General features: G+C 37.0%; 32 protein-coding genes. 30 read left to right on the forward strand and 2 right to left on the reverse strand.

The window, feature by feature from the left end; translation table 11 throughout:
* Positions 1 to 112 precede the first annotated feature (112 nt).
* The 17 genes from EJP82_RS11920 to EJP82_RS12000 all read left to right on the forward strand — a co-directional run bounded on the left by EJP82_RS11920 (position 113) and on the right by EJP82_RS12000 (position 14,245).
* A complete protein-coding gene (locus EJP82_RS11920) occupies positions 113 to 1,483 on the forward strand; it encodes a class I SAM-dependent rRNA methyltransferase (protein WP_127192283.1) in 1,371 nt (456 codons plus the stop codon).
* A 311-nt stretch (positions 1,484 to 1,794) separates the two neighbouring features.
* Positions 1,795 to 2,460: an amino acid ABC transporter permease gene (locus tag EJP82_RS11925; RefSeq protein WP_127192284.1), complete on the forward strand. Its 666-nt coding sequence runs from the start codon at positions 1,795 to 1,797 to the stop codon at positions 2,458 to 2,460.
* The gene (locus EJP82_RS11930; protein ID WP_127192285.1) at positions 2,441 to 3,118 is read left to right on the forward strand and encodes an amino acid ABC transporter permease; all 678 of its coding nucleotides are present in this window, start codon (positions 2,441 to 2,443) and stop codon (positions 3,116 to 3,118) included. Before EJP82_RS11925 ends, EJP82_RS11930 begins: the two co-directional genes overlap by 20 nt.
* Positions 3,119 to 3,139: 21 nt before the next feature.
* Positions 3,140 to 3,886 (forward strand): amino acid ABC transporter ATP-binding protein, encoded by a 747-nt coding sequence (locus EJP82_RS11935; protein ID WP_127192286.1) that lies wholly within the window; start codon positions 3,140 to 3,142, stop codon positions 3,884 to 3,886.
* A gap of 28 nt (positions 3,887 to 3,914) precedes the next feature.
* On the forward strand, positions 3,915 to 4,769 hold the full coding sequence (locus EJP82_RS11940; protein WP_127192287.1) for a cysteine ABC transporter substrate-binding protein: 855 nt from the start codon (positions 3,915 to 3,917) through the stop codon (positions 4,767 to 4,769).
* A 67-nt stretch (positions 4,770 to 4,836) separates the two neighbouring features.
* Positions 4,837 to 5,031 (forward strand): hypothetical protein, encoded by a 195-nt coding sequence (locus tag EJP82_RS11945; protein WP_127192288.1) that lies wholly within the window; start codon positions 4,837 to 4,839, stop codon positions 5,029 to 5,031.
* 28 nt (positions 5,032 to 5,059) lie between these two features.
* A complete protein-coding gene (locus tag EJP82_RS11950; protein WP_127192289.1) occupies positions 5,060 to 5,626 on the forward strand; it encodes a hypothetical protein in 567 nt (188 codons plus the stop codon).
* Between the two features lie 156 nt (positions 5,627 to 5,782).
* Complete coding sequence (locus EJP82_RS11955; RefSeq protein ID WP_127192290.1) at positions 5,783 to 6,079, forward strand: hypothetical protein; 297 nt, start codon at positions 5,783 to 5,785, stop codon at positions 6,077 to 6,079.
* A gap of 261 nt (positions 6,080 to 6,340) precedes the next feature.
* Entirely contained in the window at positions 6,341 to 6,733 is a 393-nt protein-coding gene (locus EJP82_RS11960) for an SMI1/KNR4 family protein (protein WP_170220175.1), read from the forward strand.
* A gap of 277 nt (positions 6,734 to 7,010) precedes the next feature.
* Positions 7,011 to 7,484, forward strand: a complete 474-nt coding sequence (locus tag EJP82_RS11965; RefSeq protein WP_127192292.1) for a hypothetical protein — start codon at positions 7,011 to 7,013, stop codon at positions 7,482 to 7,484.
* Positions 7,485 to 7,717: 233 nt separating this feature from the next.
* On the forward strand, positions 7,718 to 8,188 hold the full coding sequence (locus EJP82_RS11970; RefSeq protein WP_127192293.1) for a GNAT family N-acetyltransferase: 471 nt from the start codon (positions 7,718 to 7,720) through the stop codon (positions 8,186 to 8,188).
* A gap of 180 nt (positions 8,189 to 8,368) precedes the next feature.
* The gene (locus EJP82_RS11975; protein ID WP_170220176.1) at positions 8,369 to 9,166 is read left to right on the forward strand and encodes an inositol monophosphatase family protein; all 798 of its coding nucleotides are present in this window, start codon (positions 8,369 to 8,371) and stop codon (positions 9,164 to 9,166) included.
* 372 nt (positions 9,167 to 9,538) lie between these two features.
* Entirely contained in the window at positions 9,539 to 9,928 is a 390-nt protein-coding gene (locus tag EJP82_RS11980) for a hypothetical protein (RefSeq protein ID WP_127192295.1), read from the forward strand.
* A gap of 757 nt (positions 9,929 to 10,685) precedes the next feature.
* Complete coding sequence (locus EJP82_RS11985; RefSeq protein ID WP_127192296.1) at positions 10,686 to 11,207, forward strand: hypothetical protein; 522 nt, start codon at positions 10,686 to 10,688, stop codon at positions 11,205 to 11,207.
* 192 nt (positions 11,208 to 11,399) lie between these two features.
* Positions 11,400 to 12,059 carry a HEAT repeat domain-containing protein gene (locus EJP82_RS11990; RefSeq protein WP_127192297.1) on the forward strand — a complete coding sequence of 220 codons (660 nt, stop codon included), beginning with the start codon at positions 11,400 to 11,402 and terminating at the stop codon, positions 12,057 to 12,059.
* 269 nt (positions 12,060 to 12,328) lie between these two features.
* Complete coding sequence (locus EJP82_RS11995; protein ID WP_425464337.1) at positions 12,329 to 12,763, forward strand: hypothetical protein; 435 nt, start codon at positions 12,329 to 12,331, stop codon at positions 12,761 to 12,763.
* Between the two features lie 834 nt (positions 12,764 to 13,597).
* Positions 13,598 to 14,245, forward strand: coding sequence for a hypothetical protein (locus EJP82_RS12000; protein WP_127192299.1), 648 nt, complete (start codon positions 13,598 to 13,600; stop codon positions 14,243 to 14,245).
* Positions 14,246 to 14,417: 172 nt separating this feature from the next.
* Here the strand turns inward: EJP82_RS12000 and EJP82_RS12005 are convergent, their stop codons facing one another.
* On the reverse strand, positions 14,418 to 14,705 hold the full coding sequence (locus tag EJP82_RS12005; protein WP_127192300.1) for a DUF6809 family protein: 288 nt from the start codon (positions 14,703 to 14,705) through the stop codon (positions 14,418 to 14,420).
* Between the two features lie 153 nt (positions 14,706 to 14,858).
* Here EJP82_RS12005 and EJP82_RS12010 point away from each other — a divergent pair, with 153 nt between their 5' ends.
* The 5 genes from EJP82_RS12010 to EJP82_RS12030 all read left to right on the forward strand — a co-directional run bounded on the left by EJP82_RS12010 (position 14,859) and on the right by EJP82_RS12030 (position 18,616).
* Entirely contained in the window at positions 14,859 to 15,083 is a 225-nt protein-coding gene (locus EJP82_RS12010) for a helix-turn-helix domain-containing protein (protein ID WP_018883096.1), read from the forward strand.
* A gap of 165 nt (positions 15,084 to 15,248) precedes the next feature.
* Positions 15,249 to 15,650 carry a DUF4279 domain-containing protein gene (locus EJP82_RS28840; RefSeq protein ID WP_127192301.1) on the forward strand — a complete coding sequence of 134 codons (402 nt, stop codon included), beginning with the start codon at positions 15,249 to 15,251 and terminating at the stop codon, positions 15,648 to 15,650.
* Positions 15,651 to 15,844: 194 nt separating this feature from the next.
* Complete coding sequence (locus EJP82_RS12020; protein WP_127192302.1) at positions 15,845 to 16,639, forward strand: Shedu anti-phage system protein SduA domain-containing protein; 795 nt, start codon at positions 15,845 to 15,847, stop codon at positions 16,637 to 16,639.
* Positions 16,640 to 16,809: 170 nt separating this feature from the next.
* Positions 16,810 to 17,418 carry a hypothetical protein gene (locus EJP82_RS12025; RefSeq protein WP_127192303.1) on the forward strand — a complete coding sequence of 203 codons (609 nt, stop codon included), beginning with the start codon at positions 16,810 to 16,812 and terminating at the stop codon, positions 17,416 to 17,418.
* 793 nt (positions 17,419 to 18,211) lie between these two features.
* Positions 18,212 to 18,616: a hypothetical protein gene (locus EJP82_RS12030; protein ID WP_127192304.1), complete on the forward strand. Its 405-nt coding sequence runs from the start codon at positions 18,212 to 18,214 to the stop codon at positions 18,614 to 18,616.
* A gap of 298 nt (positions 18,617 to 18,914) precedes the next feature.
* Here EJP82_RS12030 and EJP82_RS12035 read toward each other — a convergent pair whose 3' ends face one another.
* Positions 18,915 to 19,133, reverse strand: a complete 219-nt coding sequence (locus tag EJP82_RS12035) for a helix-turn-helix domain-containing protein (RefSeq protein ID WP_127192305.1) — start codon at positions 19,131 to 19,133, stop codon at positions 18,915 to 18,917.
* Positions 19,134 to 19,243: 110 nt separating this feature from the next.
* Between EJP82_RS12035 and EJP82_RS12040 the strand changes: the two genes are divergently transcribed.
* The 8 genes from EJP82_RS12040 to EJP82_RS12070 all read left to right on the forward strand — a co-directional run bounded on the left by EJP82_RS12040 (position 19,244) and on the right by EJP82_RS12070 (position 25,312).
* Positions 19,244 to 19,516, forward strand: coding sequence for a DUF6809 family protein (locus EJP82_RS12040; RefSeq protein WP_127192306.1), 273 nt, complete (start codon positions 19,244 to 19,246; stop codon positions 19,514 to 19,516).
* Positions 19,517 to 19,819: 303 nt separating this feature from the next.
* Positions 19,820 to 20,068, forward strand: a complete 249-nt coding sequence (locus tag EJP82_RS12045) for a hypothetical protein (RefSeq protein WP_127192307.1) — start codon at positions 19,820 to 19,822, stop codon at positions 20,066 to 20,068.
* 384 nt (positions 20,069 to 20,452) lie between these two features.
* Positions 20,453 to 20,980: a hypothetical protein gene (locus EJP82_RS12050; protein ID WP_127192308.1), complete on the forward strand. Its 528-nt coding sequence runs from the start codon at positions 20,453 to 20,455 to the stop codon at positions 20,978 to 20,980.
* Between the two features lie 441 nt (positions 20,981 to 21,421).
* Positions 21,422 to 21,874, forward strand: coding sequence for a VOC family protein (locus EJP82_RS12055; RefSeq protein WP_127192309.1), 453 nt, complete (start codon positions 21,422 to 21,424; stop codon positions 21,872 to 21,874).
* A 340-nt stretch (positions 21,875 to 22,214) separates the two neighbouring features.
* The gene (locus EJP82_RS12060) at positions 22,215 to 22,832 is read left to right on the forward strand and encodes an HAD family hydrolase (RefSeq protein ID WP_127192310.1); all 618 of its coding nucleotides are present in this window, start codon (positions 22,215 to 22,217) and stop codon (positions 22,830 to 22,832) included.
* 288 nt (positions 22,833 to 23,120) lie between these two features.
* Entirely contained in the window at positions 23,121 to 23,516 is a 396-nt protein-coding gene (locus EJP82_RS12065) for a hypothetical protein (RefSeq protein WP_127192311.1), read from the forward strand.
* 345 nt (positions 23,517 to 23,861) lie between these two features.
* Positions 23,862 to 23,954: a competence inhibitor ComI gene (gene comI / locus EJP82_RS28400; RefSeq protein ID WP_246054069.1), complete on the forward strand. Its 93-nt coding sequence runs from the start codon at positions 23,862 to 23,864 to the stop codon at positions 23,952 to 23,954.
* A gap of 557 nt (positions 23,955 to 24,511) precedes the next feature.
* A complete protein-coding gene (locus EJP82_RS12070; RefSeq protein ID WP_127192312.1) occupies positions 24,512 to 25,312 on the forward strand; it encodes a GNAT family N-acetyltransferase in 801 nt (266 codons plus the stop codon).
* The last annotated feature ends 65 nt before the right edge of the window (positions 25,313 to 25,377 follow it).

Genomic DNA, 25,377 nt, shown 5'->3' on the forward strand with positions numbered 1-25,377 from the left:
TAATGACAGGCTTCCATGCAAATTCAAGCTGAAACGTATGCTTACGGGGTAGTTTTGTACGAACCTTATTTATTGAAGCAACGCTTAACAAAACTTTTAGGAGTGAACAATTGTGGGATCAATTATATTACAACGTAGCCGTAGAAAACGGTTGGAACAGGGACATCCTTGGATATTCCGCAATGAGATTGAAAATGTTGAGGGAGAACCTACTCCCGGCAGTTTAGTAGAAGTTCTGGATCATCGGCGGAGATACCTGGCGACAGGATATTACAATCCTGCCTCGCAAATAACGGTTCGCGTAGTATCGTACGCTCCGCTTGAACAAATGGATGTTGACTTCTTTGTGGCTAGATTCCGTGATTGCCTTAAGCACCGGGAACGGTTTGTGAAAGAGGATGCCTACCGGTTTGTCTATGGCGAAGCAGATTTTCTACCGGGACTGACAGTGGATCGCTTTGGAGACGTATTGGTCGTGCAACTACTGACACTAGCGATGGACCAATGCCGCGATATCATAGTACAAGCACTCGTTGAGGTGCTTCAGCCTGTTGGAATTTATGAGCGTAGCGACGTGTCTGTTCGTGAAATGGAAGGATTGGAATTAGTCAAAGGACCTCTTTACGGCAATCCTCCGCGTTACGTTACAATCTCGGAGAACGGTTTGAAAGTTAAAGTCGATATTGAGCAGGGTCAGAAAACAGGATATTTCTTCGATCAACGCGAGAATCGGGCTTCAATCAAGCCGTTAATGACAGGCTGGGGTGAACGCAGCGGTATTACGATGCAAGAGTTGTCAGTGGAAGGTGAAGGAACACGATTAGTACCCGTTAACCAAAAAGGTAAAGAAGTGACGTTTCCATACTGGGACGGAGCTACGGTGCTGGAATGTTTCTCGCATACGGGAAGTTTCACACTTCACGCATGCCAATATGGCGCTAAGAAAGTGACCTGTCTGGATATTTCAGAGCATGCTATCGAGAGTGCGAAACAAAATGTGGAGCTGAATGGTTTTGAAGATCGGGTAGAATTTGTTGTAGCAGATGCATTTGAATATCTTCGCAGTCAGGTTAAGGGATTGAATGAGCGTCAAGCACGTGCAGCTCAGGATGGAAAAGTCGATACTTCCGTGGCTCTAACTGCTGGTGGTGGACGTACTTGGGATGTTGTTATTCTCGATCCTCCGGCTTTTGCCAAAACGAAAAGTGCGGTTAAAGGCGCTAGCAGAGGATACAAAGATATTAACCTGCACGGGATGAAGCTTGTTAACGAGGGTGGATATTTAGTTACAGCTAGCTGTTCATACCATATGAGACCTGATTTATTTCTACAAAGCATCCAGGAAGCTGCTGCTGATGCAGGTAAAATCCTTCGTCTCATTGAGTGGCGGGCGGCTGGTAAGGATCATCCCCAAATCCTTGGTGTCGATGAAGGGCATTATTTGAAATTTGCGATCTTCGAGGTTCGTAGTAAAACAGTCTAAGATGAGCAGGCAGTTTAAATAGTACGTTAAGTTAGAGTGTTTTAAAAATATCGAACAACAGATGCGATGGACTGCATCTGTTGTTTTTTTGTGTCTACATTTTTATTAAAAGTGGATGGATTTCAGCTTCAGTAGAGAACTCAATTTAAAATCATAGTTATTCGGTTGGGATAATGTGAATAAAATCATATCGGGATGTGTAAGAGTTGTATAATATCTAACTCAATAACATAAATATCGAGTTAAGTACTCGGAATACAATGTTTTGAAGTGAACTCGCAAGATCAACAAGAAGGTAAAGGGTTGTGCTTATGAATTTAGACTGGGAGTTTATTGTGGAAAGCTTGCCACTCTACGGTGATGCCATGTGGCTGACAGTGAAGCTTGCTTTCTGGGGAATTCTTTTTTCATTAATTATCGGATTGCTGTTTAGCGTCATTTTGTACTACAAGGTTTCAGTTGTCAGTGGTGTTATTGTCGCATATATTGAGCTTTCGAGGAATACGCCTTTGTTAGTTCAGCTTTTCTTTCTGTATTATGGTCTTCCGAAAATCGGTCTCCATATGAGTGAGATGACTTGTGCGATTGTTGGCTTGACGTTTCTGGGTGGCAGTTACATGACAGAAGCTTTCCGAAGTGGGATTGAGGCTGTAAGCAAGTCGCAGATTGAATCGGGTCTTAGCATTGGATTGTCTAAAGTTCAGCTTGCAAGACATGTTATTCTCCCACAGGCGCTTGCAATTAGTATTCCTTCATTGGGAGCTAACGCTATTTTCTTATTAAAAGAGACTTCAATTGTGGGTGCCATTGCTCTAATGGATTTAATGAATGTGGCTAAAGATTTGATTGGTATGCATTACAAAACAGCGGAATCTTTGACTTTACTCGTTCTGGCCTATCTAGTTCTAATCTTGCCTTTGTCGTTAGTACTGACATGGGTAGAAAGGAAGGTAAGATATGCAGAATTTGGGGATTGAGGTACTGTTTGAAGGTTCCAATATGGAGCGTTTACTGGGAGGTTTGCTCGTAACGATAGAGATTTCATTCATTTCAATTGTTATAGGAACGATCCTAGGTGTCTTTATGGGACTGCTGCGGACGTTGGATTCCAAGCTGTTAAAGTTTATCTTGCGGCTGTATCTGGAGGTATTTCGGATTATTCCGATTCTGGTCTGGCTTTACGTCGTTTACTTCGGGTTTACACCTCTGCTTGATATCAACATTAGCGGGGAGGTGACCTCGATACTCGTGTTCAGCTTATGGGGGGCTGCCGAGATTGGAGATATCGTACGTGGGGCGCTCGAATCTATGCCGAAGCATCAGATCGAATCCAGTAAAGCACTAGGACTCAGCAATGGGCAGATTTATCGTTATATTCTGATTCCACAGGCACTACGTAGAATGCTTCCGGGCTCTATCAATCTGGCAACACGCATGATAAAGACAACATCACTTGTCGTGTTAATTGGGGTTATTGAAGTGGTAAAGATTGGCCAACAGATTATTGAACTTGGTGTAATCAAAGCGCCTACGGCATCCTTTTGGGTATACGGCTTCATTTTTATTCTATATTTTCTCGTATGCTATCCATTATCTAGGCTTTCTAAGCGATATGAGCGCAAATGGCAAAATTGACATAAGAAAGGGACGTTTGTCATGACAGATTCGAAGGAGATATTGCTGGAAGTTCAGCAATTACAGAAGAGTTTCGGAGATAGAATAGTCCTGAATGGGATCGATTTACAGGTGGGTAAGGGAGAAGTGATCGTCATTCTTGGTCCTTCAGGCTGTGGCAAAAGCACGTTCTTGCGATGTCTTAACGGATTAGAATCGGTGCAGGGAGGAGTCATACAATATCGCGGTCAGAATCTAGCTGAAGGAAATGTAGATTGGCCTGAAGTAAGGCAACATATCGGAATGGTATTTCAGAATTATGATTTATTTCCACATATGACGGTGATCGATAACATTCTACTTGGACCGCTACAGGTGCAAAAAAGAGATAAGAACGAAGCGCTTCAGCAGGCTGAGCAGTTATTGGACCGGGTCGGGTTGCTTGACCGTAAAGATGCTTATCCACGGCAATTGTCCGGAGGACAGAAGCAGAGAATTGCCATTGTAAGAGCTCTATGTATGAATCCAGACATCATTCTATTTGATGAAGTAACGGCATCGCTTGACCCTGAGATGGTGCGTGAAGTGCTTGATGTGATACTGGGATTGGCTAATCAGGGAATGACGATGATCATCGTAACTCATGAAATGGGTTTCGCGAAGTCAGTAGGGGATCGTATCGTATTTATTGATCAAGGTAAAATCTGTGAGATTGCGACCGCCCAGCAATTTTTCACAGCACCAGCGACAGAGCGTGCGCAGCACTTTCTGGATATATTTCAATATTAAAAAAAGATAGAAATAGGAGATGAGAGAGATGAAGAAAAGTTTAAGAGTCGTAACCTTGATTATGGCAGTTAGTTTATTATTAGTGGGTCTAACGGCTTGCGGTGCGGGTTCCAGTTCCAAATTCACTTCGATTGAGCAATTTAAAAAGAATGGTAAGATCAAGATTGGGGTATTTGCAGACAAACCACCATTTGGTTACGTGGATTCTGAGGGTAAGAACCAAGGATTTGACGTATATATTGCGAAGAGATTTGCGAAGGATCTGCTTGGCGATGAATCAAAGGTCGAATTCGTATTAGTAGATGCAGCTAGCCGCGTGGCCTACCTGGAATCAAATAAGGTGGATATTATCATGGCTAACTTCACAGTAACCGATGAAAGAAAAGAAAAAGTGGATTTTGCGAATCCCTACATGAAGTTGTCTTTTGGGATCGTCTCGCCCGATAGTGCTCCAATTACTTCGATCGACCAGTTAAAAGAAAAAGGCCAAAAGCTAATAGTAGCTAAAGGAACAACAGCAGAGACCTATTTTACCAAAGAATATCCTGACATCGAACTACTCAAATTTGACCAGTATACTGAAATATTCGCTGCCCTCAAAGACGGACGCGGAGCAGCAATCGCGAATGATAATACAGAACTCATCGCTTGGGCCAAATCCAACCCAGGATTCACGGTCAGCATCCCTGCTTTCGGAGGTCAAGATACTATCGCACCGGCAGTAGCCAAGGGGAACAAAGAGTTGCTAGATTGGCTAAACTCAGAACTTGATACGCTAGGTAAAGAACAATTTATTCACCAGGCTTATAAAGAAACACTAAATGAAGTCTATGGCGAAGGTTATACGGATGAACTTGTGGTTGAGGGCGGGAAGGTCGAGTAAAAGGAAAAATAGGTTGGAAGCGGATGTATATTGAGTAGAGTGATGACACCTGAGAAGGTGTCTTTTTTTGTCTAAATTAATAGGTTTATATCCTATAAATTGGAAGGTGAATGGAAGGGTGGCAGCGAATGTATATTCATCAGGTCAATATGTCGCGCTGGATTGTACTGAGAATGGCGATGTAATTGTAGAGATGCCTAAGGGTTTATGGTGGTGGGGCCTCAAGAATAGAAGAACAATTTATGAAATTGGCTCAGAATAATTTAATCCAACACTAAGGAGTGAGTTTTGTGAAACATATTTTAGCCTTATCAGTTATTTGTCTAATTTTAATTACAACATGTTCTAAGCCGGATATTACGGCTTCCTCGGAGATCCCCAAAGGAAAGTTTGAACTACAACAAGTTGAACTTTTTCCAAATGAAATGAAGATAAATATTCCAAGAGACTTTGAAATTATGACAGATGAGATGGCTGAACTGAAATATCCAAATGGAAATAGGCCTTCACCTATATATACTAATAATGAGGGTTCGGTAAATGTTGCATTTAATTATACTTCAACTGAATTAACAGATAAGGAATTAAAGGATTACTTAAAAAATATGAAAAGCATGTTTGAGAATCTTTATCCATCAGCAACATGGTATGAGAGTAAAATGGTGGAAATCAATAATAAAAAGGTCGGCTATCTTGAATTATTGACACCTGCAATTGATACACAAGTATATAATCTAATTTTCTTAGCGGAGATGAATAATCGATTGTTACTAGTCAACTTTAATTGCACTGAAAGCGAAATGACTGAATGGATACCAACAGCAAAAGAAATTATGTATTCGTTAATTATTGATTAATAATGTGAAGCCTAAGCTCTAAAGGAAATAACTGCGAGGTAAGTCTTCGACCTGGTACCTATGCTGCCTTAAGCCTCTTGGGTTCGTGAATACAACAAGTTATGTGAAATTATTGCAATCTTTTGAAACATTAAAACATGAGGAGCTGAAAAACCATTGAAAAAAATCATAACTGGTGGAATTCTCTTATGTTGTGGAATCATCTTGTATTTAGGAGTTTATATTCCAGCTGCTCATTATGCATCTGAATTAGGAGGATGGTCAACCCCTCCTGGCAGATTAGGAACTGCTTTGGAAGCTACAGGTGGAAAATCAGCTATAAATAACTCGATGATAATGATGATAATTGGTTTTTTTTTATTAGCGTGGGGTTGCTTTAGTGATGAAATCATTAGAATTCAAAAGTTATTTAAACAGGACAACCTTAAAAGAATGAATAGAGAAAATGAATAAAAACTTTATGAGAATAATCAATGAGGGCAACAACACCCCATTAACGCATCGAGCTGACGCTCTCGGTCTGTCGAGGCGTTTCGGGTAAGTAGAAGCAGCAGACAACCCTGCAATGACTATGATAAGAGCTATTTAAGTCGGTGAGGGTTCGTGAACATGACAATGTTATCTGAAACCCCTTGAGAGCGTATCATAACCTTTTCATAACTTTAAGGAGGAATTAATACGTGGATAGAATTTCTAAGAAGGATAAATCACGAATTGACTTTCAATCAACCAGCATCAATTAAATCAATAAATTCAGTAGAAATTGAACTTAAAGTACAGTTCCCACAATCACTTAAAAATCTTCTATTAGAGAGTGATGGTGTTCATGATGAATTCGAATGCGATGTTATATGGCCAGTTGAACGGATACTTGAAGAAAACAAAAATATTCGAATTGAATACTTAGAAGAACGTGAAACATTCAATGATTTTCTACTTTTCTCAGACGCCGGTAATGGGGATCAATTTGCATTCTCAATTACAGATGGAGATTCTGATATGGAAGAGATCTGCGTTTGGAATCATGAAGATGAAAGCAGAGAAATATTAAGTTCATCACTTAATGAATTTATTAAAGGTTGGTTAGAAGGAACAATTGAAATTTAATTATTAACATTCAAGCATTATAAGTATAACTCGAAGAAGAAGGGGCATCGGATAACACCATGTTCACGCTTCGGGCCATTTGGCCCTAGGTATGGCAGGAGTAAGGAAGTGGATTCGGCAGGTGCAGCTCTGCAACTGTAAGTAATTCAGCCGGACACATCCACCCACTTAACCGCATCACGCCGCCCTTCGGGCTTAAGATTTTTGGACATCGTGAACACATCAACGTTAGGCGAAATACCATGAGATAAAAAATATTAAATCAAAGAGGTGCAGAATGGTAGAATTTAATAACATTTGGTTGAGTTCAATTGATCACTTAAACACATTTATTGAATTAACTAAATCAAAAGATAAAAAGCTCATAAAGAAATCATATATATCAAAAGTAAGGATTATGTTTGATCAAGTCCCAGTCGTCTTTTATTCAAAAGGTAATTTATCAATAAATGAACATGAAATTATATTTACATCATTACAACCAAAAAGAGGATTACTTAAGGAATATATTAATTTAAATAACGATTTACATATAAAAATTGAATTTGATCAGATTGAAGAGATAACTAGATATAGGCACTCAAGTCCATTTATAGAATATTACAATACAGAATGGATTCAAATAAAGTACATTAAAAACACAATAAGTGAAGATATCTTAATTTCTCAAGGGGGATATGGCCCCTCCATGAAAAAAATAAAAGAAGGAACTGATGAGATATATAATGAACTAAAATCAAATACATTATGAGAGACTCAGGAAGTCATGGTACATCACATAACACCGTATTCACGCTTCAGGGCTATTGCCCTTTGGTTGTCAGATGTATAATCGTGGAAGAATGCTCAGTCAACAAACACCCCAGCCTAAGATATGAGCTATCTAAGGCTGGGGTGTTTCGTGAATACCTGAACGTTATACGCAATTGCTGGAATCGAAAAACTACAACCATTAGGATGTGTGTATTCGGAAGGAGTAAAACAATGGTACTCTCCTTATTTAAAGCAGGGCTTAATGAAGCTTCTATGATTCACGAGATGCAGATTAAAGCATTCATGCCGTTGTTAAATAAGTATCAAGATTATGAAACCAGTCCTGCTAACGAAACTGTGGAACGAATTATAGATAGATTAAAACAGTCGGTTACAGATTACTATATTATAAATTCCAATGTTCCCGTTGGGGCAATTAGAATTGTGAGAAAAGAAAATAGTACTTTCCGCGTTAGCCCAGTATTTATTCTGCCTGAACACCAGAGAAAAGGCTTTGCGAAAAAAGTTTTTTCGATGATTGAGGATATTTATAACGACGCAGTTGTTTGGGAGTTGGATACAATACTTCAAGAGCAGGGTAATTGTTATCTCTATGAAAAGTTAGGTTATCAGAAGACAGGGGAAATAAAAGAAATTAACGAAAAGATGACAATTGTGTACTATGAAAAACGCTTGATATAACACAGCATTCCTACTGCGGGCATTCGCCCTTGATCGCTAAGAAGCATTTTCAGGGAAGATTATTCAGGCGATACATTCAACCAGCTAAGTCTGACGACCTGTTCCCTTTGGTCGCTTAAGCCGCTTAAACGTCAGGAATGCGCAACGTTAACTGAAATCGATGCAATGGAGGATAATGTGATGGATAAAATATTAATCGAGGCAATTCGTGTCGCGAAGCTAGCTGGACTAAAAATTAAGGAAATTAGAGAAAATGATGGATATGATGAATATTTAAAAAAAGGATATGAACTAGTAACAACGGCAGATTTAATATCAGATAAAATTATAAAAACAGAGATTTCAAAGGTTTTTCCTAAGCACAAATTTATATCTGAAGAAAGTGATATAGAAAATAGTCTTATAATAAAAGAGCCTACATGGATTATTGATCCTATAGATGGAACTGTTGGTTATGCCAATAATCATTATCAGGTAGCTATATCTATTGCTTATGCAATAGATAACATAGTTGAGGTAGGAGTAGTGCATAATCCATTTTTGGACGAAACATTTTATGCTGTTAGAGGTAAGGGGGCTTTTTTGAACAATCATAAAATACAGATTAAAAGCGCCAATACATTAAAACAATGTGTGATTGGAACTGGTTTTCCCCATAATAAAGAAAATGTGGACTATATAGTTGAAACACTAAGATTAGTACTACCTAAAATAAGAGATATTAGGAGACTAGGATCCCCAGCTCTGGATATTTGTTGGGTTGCTTGTGGTCGCTTACAGGGATTTTATGAAGAAAAATTGTCCCCATGGGATGTTGCAGCAGCGAAGTTAATTGCCAGTGAAGCTAAAGCAACTGTGGGGCACTATAGTCTTGAAAATAGCTCAATTCTTCCAAATTGCTTGAATGGTTATAAGGTAATTGTGTCAAGTCCGGGTGTTTTTGAAGAATTGAAAGCAATTTTAATATCTGTTATATAACATTTGATTGTTACATATTTTTCATATTATCTGCAACATCAAGAGCTGAAATGCTCTTATTAATTTTTCGAATGAGTTCTATAAACGGTGCTCGAATGAGATTTAAAGAAGTGAAGAGATAAGAATCATGTTAGTGACTCGAAGAAGGCATCGACATCAGTTAACACCGTATTCCCGCTGAGGATCCTAACGGATCCTTGGTCTGCAAGAGGTTTTTCGATGAGGCTAAGTCAGCAGACAACCCTGCGAGGCTAAGTGGCGGAGCCACCCGGTCCTGACGGACCTTAAGCCTCTCGGATTCGGGAATACAACAACGTTATCTGAAAGCGTGGAGAATTCTATAAAATCAATAATGATAGAAAGGAATAACATATGAATGACTATATGGGAATTGTAATTAAACAATCCTTGAATGATGAGAATGGACTAAAGCCATTTCAAATTAGAGCTAATAGAAGAATTGGTTCATGGGATGTTCTATACGTCAGCGTTGAGAGTAAAGAATTAGATGAGAGCATTAATTGTCTTCAGGCAAGTATGGTCGATAAGTATGAGGACTGTTGGTACAATCACCTTTTTAAGGATGAAGAATTAATTGTTATCTACCAAGATAAATACTTTAAGGTTTCCATTGACCATAAGTCGTGGGATGAGGTAATACAATATGGACTTAATAATGGAATACCTATGGAACAATTAGACTTTAATCCAAGAACAATGAAAGAAACAGATGAATTTTTTAATTTAAAGAGAAATGATTGATAATCCGAAGAAGGCCACGCCATCAGATAACACAGCATTCCTACTGCGGGCATTCGCCCTTGATCGCCAAGAGGAATATCAGAGAAGCTTATTCAGGCGATACATTCAACCAGCTAAGTCTGACGACCCGTTCCCTATGGTCACTTAAGCTGCTTGAACGTCAGGAATGCCAAACGTTATCCGAAACCCCTGAGATTGAGACTTTATGATAATACCAAAAAGAAACTACATTAATATTGGAGAAGAATAATGGACATTTTATTATTTTTATGTTATTTATTGTGGCGAATTTGGGGTTCTATATAGAAATGAAATATATTAAAAAGAAATAAATAATTATTACTTTAGTGACTGCAAATCTCATATTGCTGATTGCTTTATTAACAAGAAATTTGATATTAGGCTTAGTGTTACTATGTGTAGGTTTATTAATTAGTATCGGATATACAATATATCAAAATTTATTTACATCCATGGATAATGAATAATTATTATAAACAATTCAGAATTTACAGGAATGCTTTGAGGGTTTGTCGGGGTAGTCAGGGGCATCGGATAACACCGCATTCACGCATCGATCGCTGACGCTCTCTCGGTCCCCTAGGAGTATGATGCATGGAAGTGAATTCAGGGGACAACCCTGCACAGCCTAATCGCGTCGCGACCGTTCACTTCGTTCACTTAAGGCAGTGAGGGTTCGTGAATGCGCGAACGTTATATGTAATTGGGGCAGTCATTAATTGAGGAGGGATTCTTGATGAACCATTATACACTTTTTCCAATCATAAAGAGATTAGAAGAAAATAGTATAGTATATTCACTTGGTGGTAGTGGATTATTGTATTATTTGAATTTAATTGACTCAATAAATGATTGGGACATAACTGTAGAATGTCCAAAAGATAAATTAATTGAAACACTCGAGGGCTATGATTGGGTAGAGCAAAGAAGTGGAGATTACCCATTTGCTAGTCAGTATAGGCTAAGTATAGCCTCGCTTAACATAGACTTCATTGGATGCTTTGCATTACATACTGAAAACGGAGTGCTTAACTTACCGATTAATCATAATAGGAAGTGGGATGGTATAAATATATCAAGTCCTGAAGTCTGGTATGTGGCTTATTATTTAATGAATAGGAAACCAAAGGCGAGCATGCTCTTAAATTATCTTAAAACTAGTACAGAAAAAGTGAATACTACTTTAATAAATGATCTGATTAAAACCAATATTCTAAATAATGAATTAAGCCAAGAACTTAGCTTGTTAATTCGATGATGGCCCCAACTGCATATAACACCGTATTCACGCTACGGGGCTACCGCCCCTTGATTGTCAGATGTATAATCATGGAAGAAGCTCAGACAACAAATGCCCCAGCCTAAGATAAGAGCTATCTAAGGCTGGGGTGTTTCGTGAATACCTGAACGTTAGGTGAAATTACCGTAGAGCATGAAAGGAGGCAATTCCTTGGATGATTATTATAAATACATACATGATACATCGAAAAGCCTAGAAACTAAGATTGATGAACAAGCTGATGAATTCTGGCAATGGTCAAAGAATCAAAAACAGATTTACGAATGGGAAGCTAACTATTCCGAGTGGGGTTTAATCAATACTTTACTTAGTCGATTAGTACATTCGACAGATTTTACTCAATGGAATCAAAGGACTTTAAATAATATTCTATTTCTCGTGGCTCGCGACAATGAATGTGAGATGTTGGTTGATACATTAAGTGAGAATCCATCGTGTTTAATTTATTTATCAAGAGAAGGACTGAAGTACCAAGATGACAGTGCAAGATGGCAGTTTGCTCATTATCTTTCCAAGACTGAAGAACATCCTGAAGCAGAAGAATTAATTTTGAGATACTGTAGTGACCATGCTGAATATGTAAGACGTAGAGCATTACTTGCATTGGGTTTTATTAAATCTACATACGCTGAAGAAAAAGCGATCGAGGCGTGGAATTCAAACATGGAGTACCCCAAAATTGCTGCATTAGAAACGCTGTATCAAGTTAAATCAACACAACTAGAAAAGTATCTTCAACTGGGACTAAATGATTCATTTGAACATGTAAAGAGAAATTCAGAACGATTAATAAGTCAACTTGAAAAGTAACTCAAAGAAGTCGGTAACTTCACCTAACACCATAATCACGCAGCAGGCCATTCGGCCCTTGGTCCGGATCGGAGTTGAAGATGATTCGAATGGAGTTGACTCAGATACAAGGAAGCGGAATCAGCCGGACACATTCAACTCCCTAACCGCATCGCGGCCGCCTTTTGGGCTTAAGGGAGTTGGACGTCGTGAATACAAAACGTTATCTGAAACCGATGCAAGTTAGATAAAGATCAATAAAGGAAGTGACTAGTTTGGAGTATTCTGACTTGTTAAATTTTAAGGATATATACCTCGAGCAGATATATGAGCCGGAAGAAAACAGCCTTAGGTTACTCTTCAGTCGAAGTAGAACTAGTGAAACTCCTGAAACGATAACAATTGGAGAAATAGAAATTAAAGATATCTATTCGTTAGATGTAGATGAAACAGTACCTTTAATACAAATGGATTTTGAAGGGTATATTGGATATTCAATTAGAAATGAAAGTTACACTTCATGGGATGATTACGAAGAATTTGAAGGGAAAATCTTTAGAATTTATAGTAAATCCAGATACTTAGACTTCATTAAAGTTGGAACGTTTGCATCTGAGGATTACCCTGGCTCATTTAAGCATTATGGCATCTCTTGTCTTAACCATGTCGTGGATGTTGCATCAGTTTCAGAGCCAATTATTAAGGAAGTCCAACGAATTAAATAAGATTATTGAATGTTTCTCAAGAAGGCATCGGCATCAGATAACAAAGTATTCACGCTGCGGTTGCTACGCTCCCTTGGTCTGCCAGAAGGATTTTCGAAGAAGCTGAATCAGGCAGACAACCCTGCACTGGCTAAGTCTTCGACCCGCCGCTACGCGGCTTAAGCCAGTGAGGGTTCGTGAATACCTGAACGTTAGGCGAAACCAGCGAAAGGATTGAGTAAACATAATTTTTTTAATTAGATACCCAATAAACCTTAATTTGATCTTTTCAATGGTTGTTCTAAGTTTATTAAATATCTGGCAAGTAATACAAAGAAATGAAGTGAATTATTTTAATAATGTTGTTCTTGGTATTATATTTGTATCAATAATTATTGTAGCTGTCATACGAAGATTATTTAAACCAAAGACTTTAAGTCTAGATCCGGAATCCATGAGTATCAATAACAAGAGATTAGAAGTGAAAGATATAACGGCGATTTATATTAGTAACAATAAAACGATTGGTATTAAACCAAAAAAACATAGAATAGTTCCAGTATCATTATGTTTTGAATTAATCAAAAATCGAAATGACATTGATCAATTGATTAAATGGGCAAAAACTAAAGAAATTGAAGTTAAATATGGGAGCTTCATGAAGTGGATATAAATTGAATGTGATTCGAAGATGTCGTTGGCATCAGCTAACATTATATTCACGCGGCGAGCCGGCTAACGCCAGCCCTTGGTCCACCTGGGGAAATTTCGAAGAAGTGGATCCAGGCGGACAACCCTGCGAACCTAACCGCGGTCGCGGCCGACAGCTGAAGCTGCCTTAAGGTTCTCGGGTTCGTGAATACGGGAACGTTATGTGCAATTGCCAAACAAAAAAGAGGAATGATAATAATGGACTTTAAACCTTCGAATTATTTATTAGATCATTTTATTTCTGCTGATTTATCTAGCTTAACTGAAAACAATACTATTCTATTTAATAAAGAAAGACAGTGGGTAGGTGCATTTATACTAAATTCTACGCTTAGATATAAATATGAAGAAAAGCAAAGAATATATTTAATGAATATCTTAAGAAGAATAGAATCTACATTTTATCAATATAATACTGGGAGTGTTTTGTTAGATGATTTTTTAAATCACGATAAAGTAAGTATATCTAAGTATTTATCAGCAGTTGTTTGCATTGAAACTTCAATTTCTCACTTGTACCAAGCATACATGCTAGGTAGCAAAATGGCTGGTGAGGACAATAAGCTGTTTGAAAGGAATGATGGTTCTTCTATTGAAAGGTTAAACAAGCTTTATAACGTAGCAAAACATTATGATAGTTCCATAAGTAATGGTAGCTTAGAAGAATTAAATACTATACCTATATGGATAACCAACCAAGGAATTAAATCCAATCAAACCTTTTTAAGTTTTGATGAATTACATGCAATGATGAGGGAAGTAGAATATATAGCTGATGAAATAATAAAATAAAATTCAAATCGCATATTCAAGAAGAAGGCAACAGCACATAACATAATATTCACGCTGCGGACATTCGTCCTTGGCCCGGCATTCGCCGAACACCCGACATACGTCGGGTCGTGAATACAGGAACGTTATACGACAGAATCAAAAACAATAGAAAAGAGGATCATATGATCCTCTAAATGCTAGAGTTTTGCAATTCACTAAAGAGTTGTAGAGCGTCTTTGAAACCTTGTATGTAGATACTTCTTTCTAAGATGGATTGAAGAGAAAATTGAGCGTCTTCGTAAAGAAAAACCGTATGTTGAAGTTGATCGGGCAAAGCATCACGAAGTGTTTTAAAGTATTGATCTGTCTCCGCAGAAAGCTGATTGTATTCCGGATGACATTCCAGAAGCTCAGTATAGAGTAATTCTAGACGTATTCTTATAAGTGGTTCTGTAAGCGATTCTAATGTATTAACCATATAATTTTCCTCCCTCAATTAACTCTATAGAGTTAATATATAACCTTATAAAGTTAATTACAAGGTGAATATTTGACTTTATAGAGTTAAAACTTCGCTTTTCGTTGATGATTATTAATATGGAAGATAAGATAGAGCTATGGAGGGGAAAAGATGAACGTAATCAAGTGTAATATACGAGAACTCATGGCAGAACATCGAATAGATGATATAACCGAATTGATGGTGAGATCAGGTTTAAGTCGTAACTCAATCAACAAGTTATATAGGGAGACGAATATAGAAACAACAAAATTAGAAACACTTTTCAAGTTGTGTGATACGTTTAATTGTAAGTTGTCTGATTTAATCGAATATGTACCAGAAGAAAATAAATAGTGAGAGCCGCTTCGAGAAGAAACTCCATCGTATAACATAATATTCAAGCTGCGTCTCCTTTGGAGCCTTGGTCTGTTGGATGAATCTCGGGGAGGAATTTCAGCAGACAACCCCTTTGGGGTTCATGATTATAGAAACGTTAGGTGAAATCCTGCTAATTCCTAGATGCAAAGAACGAATGTAAAAGTCGAATTCAGTATATTTGGAGATCAATTTGACCCCAATATAGTTACAAATACATTGTTAATTCCTCCTACAAGAACTTGGCTCAAAGGCGATCGTATACAGAGAGAACTATTTAGTAAGGAAACGTGTTGGGAGCTAGCCACAGAGTACGAAGAATCTTTGGATATCAATGATCAGATCGATAAGGTTAAAAATCTACTTCAGGATCGAAAAGATCAAGTAGTAAAATTAATTAGGCAGAACAATCTTGAATGTAAGTTTGAAGTCGTAATTAATATTGAGAATAATGAAACGCCAGCAATGTATTTAAACAAAGATACCATAAAGTTCATCTATGATTTAGGGGCGGAAATTGATTTTGACTTATACATTTATAGCTAAGAATTGATGATAGAAGACATAAAGAAGAGCAGGACATCACCTAACATAATATTCACGCATCGGACATTCGTCCTCGGTCCAGCATTCGCCGGACACCCAGCATACGCTGGGTCGTGAATACAGGAACGTTATGGGACAAGTTCACCAAAGCAAATTAAGATATAATTGATAAAATCAATATATGGAGGAATTATATGAACTTATATGAAGTTGATTATACTAAACCAACAGGAAAATACGCAGCAGCTATTAAAGAATATAATGAATTTTGGAGTCAGGGACTAATTGATTTTTCCAAAGCTTCCAATCCAATTGAAAAGTTTGATGATGAGACGAGGCAGTTTATTTATAACTTCAATTCTAAATTTCCCAATAATGTTGTATGGCATTATCATAGAGATAGAACATCTGTAGATTTAGAAGTAGATGCACTAAGGAAGGTCATTAATTCTGCGAAAAATGAGCATGATATTCAAGATTACATTAAGAAAAATAGAAAGTGGTTTATCCCGGCTTCAATATTTAAAGAGTATAATTTTGGTCACAAAGAGACGTATCTCTTTCCAGAAATGAAGTTAGGAAGTAGCATGCAAGCAGATTATGTTTTATGTGGTAGAAACTCTGATGGATACAGCTTAATCCTTGTTGAATTCGAATCACCGGCTTCAACATTTGTTTTAACTGATGGTTATAAATTATCAGCATCGGCTAATTCTGGCTTAGGTCAGATCAATCAATGGAAAGAGTGGATGGAATCAAATAATACAACATTTTTTAATGAGCATAAATTTACTGAGAAAGGCATAAATGTTCCTATTACAAGGATTCACTATTGTTTAGTGATTAGCAGAAGAAATCAAATGGAGACAAATGATAGAGATAGAAAAAATAGAATAATTATTGAATCAACGAATTTAAATATAATTAATTACGATAGAGTGTGTGATTATGTTTCTAATCTAGATGAAGGATATAGTACTTATAGATAAAAACATAATATCTTCTGGTGAAATCATCCCATAACACGTCGATTCCTACCATTCCCCTCGATGTCGCGGTTTTTGCGAAGCAAGCTCCGCGACACTTTTTCCGCTAAGGCGTTAAAAGAGGGGAATCGCGGGAACGTTATCGGAAATTCTGTAATATGGGAGGAAACTCAATGGAGTCATGTGATGTGAAAGAAAAAGAGTACAGAATGGTTCTGTCTTACATATCTGGGTCACTTAATGAAAATGATATATTTCATATTGAAGAAAAATTAAAAGAGAATGGAATAGAATTTAAATCCATTGATAAGAGTGGGAAGTTCACAGCTTCGCTTGATGAATTCTCCAATGTATATTCATTTTTAATCACTTCAACATTATCAAGTGCTTTATTAACTGGTGCTCTTACCAATGCTGTATGGGATAGTATCAAGTATATCTCACTTTTCACTTTCAAAAAATTCAAAGGTAAGAAATACAATAAAATATCAGATGGGAGGATTGAAGAGAAAAAAGTTACTTATGGGATAGAAATAAAAGCAAACAACGATCACTATAACTTTAAGTTTACTGGGCTGACTTCTGATGAAGTATTACTTGAAGCCTTAGATAAAATCTTACCCCATATAAAATCAAAACCAAATGAATCATCCAAGATTTATACACCTGGATTACCGAACTATATAGTAAGTTATGACGAGAAGTTAAAAATTTGGATTGCAAAAGAAACTAATGAAATTATTAAAGAAAAAATTGAGAATGCTAACTCGAAGAAGTCATGAACTTCCGATAACACCGTATTCACGCTTCAGGGCTATCGCCCCTCGGTTGTCAGATGTATAATCGTGGAAGAAGCTCAGACAACAAACGCCTCAGCCTAAGATAAGAGCTATCTAAGGCTGGGGCGTTTCGTGAATACAACAACGTTATGTGAAAGTTCTGAGATAAAGTCAAATAAGGGAGGGAGAAAGCTATCCTGAAATCAATAGTGTTTCTGATTTCAACATTAGGTCTTTATCTTTTAACAATATATATTCTAGGAATTAGAATCGAAAATATCGGTGAATTTATTAATGAAGTAAAACTTAATTTCTTGCCACCAATATTACTTTTATTAGTTAACTCTATATTATATGGATTTTCTAGGTGGAAGAAGATCTTGTTGATGTTATTGTGGACAATAACTCCAGTTATTCTTTTTTTATTTTCAGTACGATTTCAACCTACAGATCCAGGCGGATTTATGATATTTAGTCCCAATACACTCGAGATTGGATTGCTTATACCGATAATCATTACAATTATACAACTCATTGCATTTTTGATTGTAGCCCTTAAGAAAAAGGAGTGCTAATAGGTTGTATCAAGAAGTCAGAACCTTCACATAACACCATATTCACGCTGCGAGCCATTCGGCCCTTGCTCTGCCCGATGGATTTCGAAGAGGAAATTCAGGCAGACACACCCGCACCACCTAACCGCATCGCGGCCGTCCCTTTGGGACTTAAGGTGGTGGGGCGTCGTGAATACACGAACGTTAGATGAAAGATATGCAAATAAAGAAGGTGAAATAGAATGGAGCAAGAGTTGAATACATTAGCAGACAAAGTTCTTAAATATCTTTGTATCGGATCTAGGTTAGAAGGCATCAATTTCTACGGTCTAAAGATTTTGTTATCAGAATCTGAAGGAAACAGAGATAGAATAGATGGACAGATATATATAAATATTGAAAGTAAGTTCAAGATATTTGATACTGAGCAGTTTGAAATTCCTAAAGCTGAGGAAGAGTTTCCAGATTACAATTGGATGGAAGCTTATACTGAAATATGTAAGTTAAGATTAAAGGAAATAGTGGATGTTAGATTAGACGAAGAAGTACCGAATTTATTCATTTATTTTGATACTGGCGAAGTATTATTTATTTACGGACATCATGATAAGTATGAAAGTTGGCAAGTTGGGGCCTGGTATAAATAATGAATCTTGGGAAGTGATTGCTTGTCCCGGTGATGATATTTGTATTGGAGCGCCGAAAGATATTTAAAATAATTCGAAGAAGGCCTATCCATCATCTAACACCGCATTCACGCTGCGGGCCGTTCTGCCCTTGAATCGCCAGAAGTGAAGAAGCAGGAAGCGGAATCAGGCGATCAACCCTGCAAGGCTAAGTCTTCGACCCGGCGCTGATGCGCCTTAAGCCTCTCGGGTTCGTGAATACGGGAACGTTAACTGAAATCAACGAAAGTTGTATTTAAGATTCAAATAGATACCTATTTCAATCAACAGGATAAGCCTTCTTGATGTTGGTTCTGTTTAGAAGATAGTCAGTACTGGTTTGATGGAAATCGGCAAGTTTAATCAGTATTACTGTGGGAATATCGACTTCGCCGCGTTCGTAATTACTGTAGATTCGTTGACTACAATTTAGATATGCAGCAATTTGTGACTGCGTCAAATCTTTATCCTCACGTAAACTTCTGATTCTTTCGTACATACCTAACACCTCCATTACTAGAATACCTTAGCGAATTATTCGCTATTGATCTTTAGCGATAAAATCGCTAAAATATTCTGTAATGAACTTATTGGAGGGAGAGGTAGGGAATGAATAGCATATTGGAGCAATTATATTTTGGAGAAATTAGACCTGAAGAAGTGATTGTGCCAAAGAACCCTGAATACAGATCTCTAAATAACAAAATTTCCAACTCGAAGGAACAACTCAAGATGAAGCTTTCAGAAAATGATATGGAACTTCTTGAAGAAACATTTGATTTACTTGGGATATCTTCCTCAATATATTCAACCGAGGTTTTCATCTATGGTTTTAAAATGGGTGCTCTAATGTTTACTGAAGTGTTTGCTAATAAAGGATAGCCTAAGAGACTCTTGTTAAAAGTTCGATGAAGTTGGTATAAAGATTATTTCAAGGTCGAAGATATAGTTGTTCAAAGAGGTCGTTGATTTCAGTTAACACCGTATTCGCGCTGCAGGGCTATCGCCCTTTGGTTGTCAGATGTATAATCTAGGAAGAAAGCTCAGACAACAAACACCCCAGCCTAAGATAAGGGCTATCTAAGGCTGGGGTATTTCGCGAATACCTGAACGTTATCCGAAACCCCTGAGATTGAGACTATATAATAATACCAAAAAGAAACTAAATTAATATGGAGAAGAATAATGGACTATTTATTATTTTTTATCTTATTTATTGTGGCAAATTTGGGTTTCTATATAGAAATGAAATATATTATGAAACTTAAAAAAAAAGAAATAATTATTACTTTGGTGATTTCAAACCTCATATTGCTGATTGCTTTATTAACAAGCAATTTGATATTAAGCTTTGTATTACTAGGTATAGGTTTATTAGTAAGTATTGGATATACAATATATGAATTTTTATTTACATCCATAGATAATGATTAATTTTTATAAATAATTCAGAATTTGAAGGAATACTTTGAGGGTATGTCGGGGAAGTCAGGGGCATCGGATAACACCGCATTCACGCATCGATCGCTAACGCGCTCTTGGTCCCCAAGAAGTATTACGCCGAAGAGAATTCAGGGGACAACCCTGGACTACCTAACCGAGTCGCGGCCAGTCACTTCGTTCCTTTAGGGTGGTGGGACGTCGTGAACACCTGAACGTTATATGACATACCTTCTAAACAAAATTAAAATCTACAAGCTTGAGACAGTTATGAAAAACAATACTGATGTGCTAACAACGTTCGTATGATTTTATGCATTTGATGACGTATTTCAAAGATGAAAAATGAATTTTATTTAAGGTAATAGGAGGTGCCATATGGCGAATAGAAGAAAGCGATATATCATTTTAATATTTTTAATTATTTTATTTGTCCTATCAGCTTGTACGAGTACTAAATTTGATTTATACGAAGGAAAGTCTTTAAATATAGCAGTTATTGGAGAACCACCACAAGTAAGAGAAGAGGAAGTTAACTTCAATAAAATCTCATTTGATGATTTGAATAAAGTCGACTTAGAGGACTATGATGCTGTATTTGTTATGAGAGAAAATCTTAATCAAGCAGCAGAAAGCCAATATGCAGATATCTATTCAAATTCACCAATACCATTCTTTTTTATTTCAACTACAAGTCATATACCTTTTACTACAAAGGATATTGAATATGGGGAGACTTGGGGTTGGTCTCCAGGTAATAGCTATGCTGTCGGTGTTCTTAAATCAAATGAAGATGATACATTAAAAAGCTGGGGATTCGGTTTGTATAATGATAAAAAAACCGACGAACATATAGAAGAAGTGTATTCAAAAATTTTTATGACAATAGAAGAATTAGATAGTTAGTTACTGAAAAAAGGAGCAGAGATATGTTCCCTTTTAGTGTAAATTAATAGCTACCTTTTAGCTAAACTATTATTAATCAACAATAATTATTAACAGACCCAATTTTACTAGAAAACTCGAAGGAGGCAGGTACTGCAAATAACACCATATTCACGCAACGGGGCTTACGCCCCTTGGTTGTCTAGATGTATAATCATGGAAGGAGCACAGACAACAAACACCCTAACCTAAGATAAGAGCCATTTAAGCCTGGGGGTTTCGTGAATACAAGACCTTATATGACATACCCGCAAATCCAATTTCACATCTTCCTATGTTATGACTTCTTATTGTTGTAAACAATTGTTACAAAGCATTATTTTTAAAATAATATAATAATTCTTGATTTGAATAATATTGAAGATGATCAGGTAGTAAATTTGTACACGAGGAGGTAAAACTATGACAAAAAACAAATTACTAAGAATGGACAATGTCGGCATCGTTGTAGAATCCCTTGATAACGCAATCTCTTTCTTCGAGGAGATTGGCTTGAGCCTCGAAGGGCGAGCCAATGTTGAAGGTGAATGGGCTGGTCGCGTAACCGGACTAGGTTCTCAGTGCGTAGAGATTGCTACGATGGTTACCCCAGATGGCCACAGCCGACTTGAACTTTCGAGATTTCTCACCCCACCTACTATATCAGATCACCGGACTGCTCCTGTAAACTCCCTCGGTTATCTACGCGTCATGTTTACAGTTCAAGACATTGACGAAATGGTATCCAGACTCAGTAAGTATGGTGCTCAGCTCGTTGGGGAAGTGATTCAGTACGAGGACTCGTATCGGCTCTGCTACATTCGTGGAATTGAAGGACTTCTAATCGGTTTGGCGGAACAACTCGGTAACAAATAAGTAAGTGACGGTTTATAGAAAGACTTTACTGAAATATACATTAATAGAGTAAAAATAGAAACAGTTAGGCAGTGTGAAAGTAACTCGAAGAAGTCGGGTACGTCATATAACACCGTACTCACGCGGCGAACTGACGCCCCTTGGTCCGACCGAAGTTAAGAAGCCAGGAAGCATATTCAGCCGGACAAATCCTGCGAGGCTAAGTCTTCGACCCGGCGCTACGCGCCTTAAGCCTCTCGGGTTCGTGAATACAACAACGGTATACGCAATTACTGCACATCAAAGTGAATATTTTACAAGAAATTTAAATTATTAATTGGAAGTTGAGGGGATTCTAAATATGGATAGCATTATATTTGATTTGGATGGAACGTTGTGGGATTCTTCGGATGTAGTTGTGATTGCATGGAATGGTGTACTAAAAAGATATAAAGAAATCAAAAAAGAAATAACAAAGGAAGATTTACAAGGCATAATGGGTCTTCAAGTAAAGGAGATTGGGAGTAAACTTTTTCCTTATTTAGATGAGGTTACACAACAAAAGATCTTAAAAGAGTGTTGTGATGTTGAGTGTCATTTCCTATCCAACCAAGGCGGAATGTTATACGGAAAGTTAGAGGAGGTACTTAAAGTTTTATCAAAAAAATATAAGTTATTCATAGTAAGTAATTGCCAATCGGGATATATAGAGGCTTTTTATAAATATCATAAATTACATAGGTATTTTATAGACTTTGAGAATCCAGGAAGAACAGGGCTCTCAAAGGGTGAAAACATAAAACTAATCATAGAAAGAAATAACATAAAAAATCCTGTTTATGTGGGAGATACTGAAGGAGATCAAAAGGCTGCAAGATTTGCTGGAATTCCTTTCGTATTTGCAAAATATGGTTTTGGAGAAGTTAGTAATTTTGATTATGCAATTAATAGTTTCGATGGACTTTTAGAATTGTTTTAACTAGCTGTTATTATAAAGGTGAATGAAAGAATGTCCCATATTTTATAATAAGGTCGATTTGATTGTGAATAAGAAGTAAGCAGTAACAACGCACTTTATTCTGGGGGTTAAGATGGACACAAAAGTTAATTGTCAGCATATTTGAACTTGAACCCTGCACTGGCTAAGTCCGTCGGACCCGGGCTTACGCCCCTTAGGCCAGTGAGGGTTCGTGAACACAATAACGTTATATGATAGTTCTGAAATAATAATTAAAGAACCTGACAATTGAAGGAGTGCGAAAGAAGCTTGAAACCATTTTTTAGTGTTTTATTAGTAATTATTTCACATTTTAGTTTCATCTTCTTATTAGGTACCAGAGTAGGTGATTTCACATCTGATACAGCAAAAACTTTTATTATGTTTTATGCAGTGCCTTTCGTTTTTTTAGTAATTAATTCAGTATTATTTTATAGAACAGATAATAAGAAACAAAGATGGATATGGTTTTTATTTAGTGTTATTCCAGGTTGTCTCTTTATAGTTTCCGCTAAGTATCAACCGCGTTCACCGGGTGGATTTAAAATTTTTCCGGAGTATCAACTAGAATTTGGATATATTCTGCCAGCTATTCATTTCATTATTCAAAGCATATTTTTAAAATTTTGGGTTGCAGAGAAAAGAAAATGGAAAAATAATAAATAATCAACTTTATGCCTTTTTAAAGAAGTCAGAACCTTGATATAACACTGCATGCACGCATCGGACATTTGCCTTGGTCCGCAAGATGTGTTTGCGGTGTAGCAGAATTAGCGGACAACCCTGCCGACTAAGTCTGACGACCCGATCTATGCGCTTAAGTCAGTGAGGGTTCGTGAATACAGAAACATTATCAGAAAGGGATGCAGACTAATAAGATGTATATTAACATCATAAAATACATAAATTGAAAGTATATGGGAACACTTGTGCGCATAAGGAGATAAAGGTAAAATATAATATACAAAGAATCTTGGGTGGGCATGGTTTCCCTTCGAAGGGAGGTGAGCAATAGAGGTAAAAGATACAATAACGATTATGTTCCTATTTGGGATGTTTATCCTTGCTCTTTTAACATACATTAATAACAACAAGAGAAAGTAAAAACCCACCCAAAGATTAGTAGCCAAGGGTGGGTTTTCGTTCCTGAACGACTTAGAAGGGAATATACCATCCAAGCCAATTGTACTGACCAAGTGTTAGCGCACTTGGTCTTTATTAAATATATATTACCATAATTGAAAAGATGTATCATAGAACTAAATGTAATTTGAAAACCCCATTAAAAAGACATATTAACATATTAAGAGAGTATTTCGAAGAGGGCATCCCCATCAGATAACACCGTATCTACGCTGCGGGCTGCGCCCTTGGTTCGCGAGAAGTGGGAAGCAGGGAGGTTATTTCAGTTCACAACCCCGCGAGCTCTAAGTCCGTCGGACCCGATGCTTACGTACCTAAAGCCTCTCGGGTTTGTCGATACATAAACGTTATACGCAATTTGTGCAAGAGGGGAAATCTTGAAAGCAATAATAACTAATATTCTATTATTTGAAATTTAATGATCTCTAATTAGAAATGCCCTACTCCGAATTGGTCAAAATAATAGGGGAAGAATCAAAACGAAACTTAACGAAGAGGAATGGCAAGGAGGGGATATTATGCAAGCTTTAGCACAAGAAGATTTCTATAGAGTTAAACTATTACTTGATGGTGGACATCAGCATCCTGAAGTTATTTCAATAATTGAGCTTAATAATCCAGGTTGGATATTTGTGGATCAAATTCTTCAACCAAGAAGTGCATTAGTATGGAGTAAGGGGATTCAAGGATTTTATCTCATAGGGGACCACACAAATGAAACATTTATCCATTCGTTGGATGGCTTTATCTCGAAAAGCGTTGAGCCAAAGATGAAAGCACTTTCCCTAACCCAATTTGAAGTATCGGGTCATCATAGTGAGTGGGATTTTGAAGCAATATTTCCCTCAAGGCAACTTTACCAATTTGAACAATTGGTTTTAGAATTGTTGAATAAACCTGATACATCAAAAAACAATATGATTAAAACAATCAACCTTAAGATAGAAGATTGGGAAAACCAAGATCTGATAAATACAGAATTAATAACAGAAAATATTAATTTGTTCTGGTCTTCGCAAAATGACTTTAAGAAAAAAGGATATGGTTTTGCTGCTATTGATGGATCAGAAATCATTGGTGTTTGTTACTCTAGTTTTGTGACACTGGATACCCACGCTATTGGAGTAGAAACTGTAGCTCGTTATCAAAATAATGGAGTGGGAACGTATTTAGCGACCCTATTAGTTGAAGAAATAATTAATAACGGATTTCGCTCCTATTGGGACTGTTCACTGGATAATGAAGCATCAAGAAAGTTGGCACTTCGCTTAGGTTTTAAACAGGTTCATCGATACATATGCAAGGGTTTTGGAATTTAAATAGATTTAGTTAATTTGCTACGGATTTTATTTTGTTAGTATAGCAAAACGCCCTGAAAATATAT

The organism is Paenibacillus anaericanus (genome assembly GCF_003994475.1).
Taxonomy (GTDB): Bacteria; Bacillota; Bacilli; order Paenibacillales; family Paenibacillaceae; genus Fontibacillus; species Fontibacillus anaericanus.

What these genes read in the sequence shown, in the direction of transcription:
- EJP82_RS11925 (WP_127192284.1), top strand. Translation starts at nt 1,795, where the DNA reads ATGAATTTAGACTGGGAGTTTATTGTGGAAAGCTTGCCACTCTACGGT.
- EJP82_RS11930 (WP_127192285.1), top strand. Translation starts at nt 2,441, where the DNA reads ATGCAGAATTTGGGGATTGAGGTACTGTTTGAAGGTTCCAATATGGAG.
- EJP82_RS11935 (WP_127192286.1), top strand. Translation starts at nt 3,140, where the DNA reads ATGACAGATTCGAAGGAGATATTGCTGGAAGTTCAGCAATTACAGAAG.
- EJP82_RS11940 (WP_127192287.1), top strand. Translation starts at nt 3,915, where the DNA reads ATGAAGAAAAGTTTAAGAGTCGTAACCTTGATTATGGCAGTTAGTTTA.
- EJP82_RS11965 (WP_127192292.1), top strand. Translation starts at nt 7,011, where the DNA reads ATGGTAGAATTTAATAACATTTGGTTGAGTTCAATTGATCACTTAAAC.
- EJP82_RS11970 (WP_127192293.1), top strand. Translation starts at nt 7,718, where the DNA reads ATGGTACTCTCCTTATTTAAAGCAGGGCTTAATGAAGCTTCTATGATT.
- EJP82_RS11975 (WP_170220176.1), top strand. Translation starts at nt 8,369, where the DNA reads ATGGATAAAATATTAATCGAGGCAATTCGTGTCGCGAAGCTAGCTGGA.
- EJP82_RS11980 (WP_127192295.1), top strand. Translation starts at nt 9,539, where the DNA reads ATGAATGACTATATGGGAATTGTAATTAAACAATCCTTGAATGATGAG.
- EJP82_RS11985 (WP_127192296.1), top strand. Translation starts at nt 10,686, where the DNA reads ATGAACCATTATACACTTTTTCCAATCATAAAGAGATTAGAAGAAAAT.
- EJP82_RS12005 (WP_127192300.1), bottom strand. Translation starts at nt 14,705, where the DNA reads ATGGTTAATACATTAGAATCGCTTACAGAACCACTTATAAGAATACGT.
- EJP82_RS12010 (WP_018883096.1), top strand. Translation starts at nt 14,859, where the DNA reads ATGAACGTAATCAAGTGTAATATACGAGAACTCATGGCAGAACATCGA.
- EJP82_RS28840 (WP_127192301.1), top strand. Translation starts at nt 15,249, where the DNA reads ATGCAAAGAACGAATGTAAAAGTCGAATTCAGTATATTTGGAGATCAA.
- EJP82_RS12020 (WP_127192302.1), top strand. Translation starts at nt 15,845, where the DNA reads ATGAACTTATATGAAGTTGATTATACTAAACCAACAGGAAAATACGCA.
- EJP82_RS12025 (WP_127192303.1), top strand. Translation starts at nt 16,810, where the DNA reads ATGGAGTCATGTGATGTGAAAGAAAAAGAGTACAGAATGGTTCTGTCT.
- EJP82_RS12030 (WP_127192304.1), top strand. Translation starts at nt 18,212, where the DNA reads ATGGAGCAAGAGTTGAATACATTAGCAGACAAAGTTCTTAAATATCTT.
- EJP82_RS12035 (WP_127192305.1), bottom strand. Translation starts at nt 19,133, where the DNA reads ATGTACGAAAGAATCAGAAGTTTACGTGAGGATAAAGATTTGACGCAG.
- EJP82_RS12040 (WP_127192306.1), top strand. Translation starts at nt 19,244, where the DNA reads ATGAATAGCATATTGGAGCAATTATATTTTGGAGAAATTAGACCTGAA.
- EJP82_RS12045 (WP_127192307.1), top strand. Translation starts at nt 19,820, where the DNA reads ATGGACTATTTATTATTTTTTATCTTATTTATTGTGGCAAATTTGGGT.
- EJP82_RS12050 (WP_127192308.1), top strand. Translation starts at nt 20,453, where the DNA reads ATGGCGAATAGAAGAAAGCGATATATCATTTTAATATTTTTAATTATT.
- EJP82_RS12055 (WP_127192309.1), top strand. Translation starts at nt 21,422, where the DNA reads ATGACAAAAAACAAATTACTAAGAATGGACAATGTCGGCATCGTTGTA.
- EJP82_RS12060 (WP_127192310.1), top strand. Translation starts at nt 22,215, where the DNA reads ATGGATAGCATTATATTTGATTTGGATGGAACGTTGTGGGATTCTTCG.
- EJP82_RS12070 (WP_127192312.1), top strand. Translation starts at nt 24,512, where the DNA reads ATGCAAGCTTTAGCACAAGAAGATTTCTATAGAGTTAAACTATTACTT.